Annotated in this window: 2 protein-coding genes; one reads left to right on the forward strand and one right to left on the reverse strand. The window is 73.2% G+C overall.

The window, feature by feature from the left end:
• Positions 1-71 precede the first annotated feature (71 nt).
• Positions 72-650 carry a thymidine kinase gene (locus tag ACFWEK_RS21255; RefSeq protein ID WP_430555330.1) on the forward strand — a complete coding sequence of 193 codons (579 nt, stop codon included), beginning with the start codon at positions 72-74 and terminating at the stop codon, positions 648-650.
• Positions 651-677: 27 nt separating this feature from the next.
• Here the strand turns inward: ACFWEK_RS21255 and ACFWEK_RS21260 are convergent, their stop codons facing one another.
• On the reverse strand, positions 678-1,781 hold the full coding sequence (locus ACFWEK_RS21260; protein ID WP_430545669.1) for a fatty acid desaturase family protein: 1,104 nt from the start codon (positions 1,779-1,781) through the stop codon (positions 678-680).
• Positions 1,782-1,926 lie beyond the last annotated feature (145 nt).

The raw sequence follows: 1,926 nt of genomic DNA on the forward strand, positions 1-1,926 counted from the left end.
TGTCCATGACATCGCCCCCGGGCTCTGTCGTCGGGCCCCGCCGTGTCGCCGGGGCGTGTCATGCTCGGGCCATGACGGCGGACGACCGCAGCGGTGGGCGGCTCGAGGTGATCGCCGGCCCGATGTTCGCCGGCAAGACGGAGGAGCTGGTGCGCCGCGTGCACCGGGCGCAGGTGGCGCGCCGCGGGGTGCTCGTCGTCGCGCACGAGCTCGACACGCGCAGCGGGCCCGGCCGGGTGGCGTCCCACTCCGGGCAGGAGATGCCGTCGCGCAGCGTGCGGGACGCCGAGGAGATCCCGGGCCTCGTCGCGGAGGGCACGGAGCTGGTGGCCGTCGACGAGGCGCAGTTCTTCGGCCCCGACCTGGTGGACGTCGTCACGGCCCTGGCCGACGCGGGCCTCGTGGTCGTGGTCGCAGGGCTGTCCGTGACGTTCGACGGCCGCGCGTTCGCGCCGCTGCCCGAGCTGATGTCGGTCGCCGAGTCGGTCACGAAGCTCACCGCGGTGTGCGCGGTCTGCGGGCGCGACGCGGCGTTCCACGTCAGGCTCGAGGCGACGCCGGCAGACGACGACGCGCTGGCCCCGACGTCGGGCCACGTGGGGGGGTCCGAGTCGTACGAGGCGCGCTGCCGGCAGCACCGCGTGGGCTGACGCAGGAGCGGGCGCGTCGTCGGACGCTCAGCGGCGCCCGAGCCGCTGCCGCATCGGGCAGTCGAACGGGTCGCGGGCGGCGAGCCCGACCTCGTTGAGGTAGCGCACGACGATCGCGTACGAGCGCAGCAGGGAGGTCTCGGTGTAGGGCAGCCCGAGCCGTGCGCAGTGCGCACGGACGAGGAGGCGCGCCCGCGCCAGGTGCGGCCGGGGCATGCTCGGGAACAGGTGGTGCTCGACCTGGAGGTTGAGGCCGCCCATGAGGACGCTCATCCAGGCGCCGCCGCGCACGTTGCGGGAGGTGAGCACCTGCTTGGAGAGGAAGTCGATCCGGCTGCCCTCGGGGATCATGGTCATGCCCTTGTGGTTGGGCGCGAACGTCGCGCCCATGTAGACGCCGAACACGGCGAGCTGCACGCCGAGGAACGCGAACCCGAGCCCGAGCGGCAGCCACCAGAAGATCACGGCGACGTAGAGGGTCAGGCGCACCAGGATCGTGATCAGCTCGCGCCGCCGCGAGGCCCGGTCCTCCGGCGTGCCGGTCAGCAGCGACCGCACGGCGGTCACGTGCAGGTTGAGCCCCTCGAGGGTGAGCAGCGGGAAGAAGAGCCAGCCCTGCCGGCGGGTGATCGCGCCCAGGAACCCGTGGTGGTCCGAGGCCGCCTCCTCGGTGAAGGAGATGACGCCCGGCGCGACGTCGGGGTCCTTGCCCACCTGGTTCGGGTTGGCGTGGTGGCGGGTGTGCTTCGTCATCCACCACGAGTAGCTGATCCCGACCACGGCGTTCGCCAGGATGCGGCCGACGCGGTCGTTGAGCGGCCCGGACGCGAAGACCTGCCGGTGCGCCGTCTCGTGCGTGAGGAACGCGAGCTGCGTGAGCACGACCCCCAGCGCGGCCGCGATCAGGAGCTGGAACCACGAGTCGCCCAGCAGGACGAACCCGGTCGTCACGCCGCCGAGCGCCAGGAGGAGGACCAGCGCGTTGACGAGGTAGTAGCCGTACGCCCGGCGCAGCAGCCCGGCGTCGCGGACCTCCCGGGACAGGGCGCCGTAGGTGCTGGTGAACTTCGCCGCGGCGCCGCCGCGCGGGGCGGCGGAGCTGTCGAGGACGGCCGGGACGACTGGGGGCATGCGTGCCTCGCAGGGGTCGGGGTCGACTTCCCAGCCGAGGTGTGAGCGGTCGCTCGGTCGCGCGGATGACTCGAGCCTACGGGGCCGTAGGTTCGGGACAAGGGGGTTGTCCCCCCAGAGCGCGGATCCGTGCGAGGAGGTGCTC

The sequence above is a fragment of the Isoptericola sp. NPDC060257 genome, from assembly GCF_042726645.1.
Lineage (GTDB): Bacteria > Actinomycetota > Actinomycetes > Actinomycetales > Cellulomonadaceae > Isoptericola > Isoptericola nanjingensis.

What these genes read in the sequence shown, in the direction of transcription:
- ACFWEK_RS21255 (WP_430555330.1), top strand. Translation starts at nt 72, where the DNA reads ATGACGGCGGACGACCGCAGCGGTGGGCGGCTCGAGGTGATCGCCGGC.
- ACFWEK_RS21260 (WP_430545669.1), bottom strand. Translation starts at nt 1,781, where the DNA reads ATGCCCCCAGTCGTCCCGGCCGTCCTCGACAGCTCCGCCGCCCCGCGC.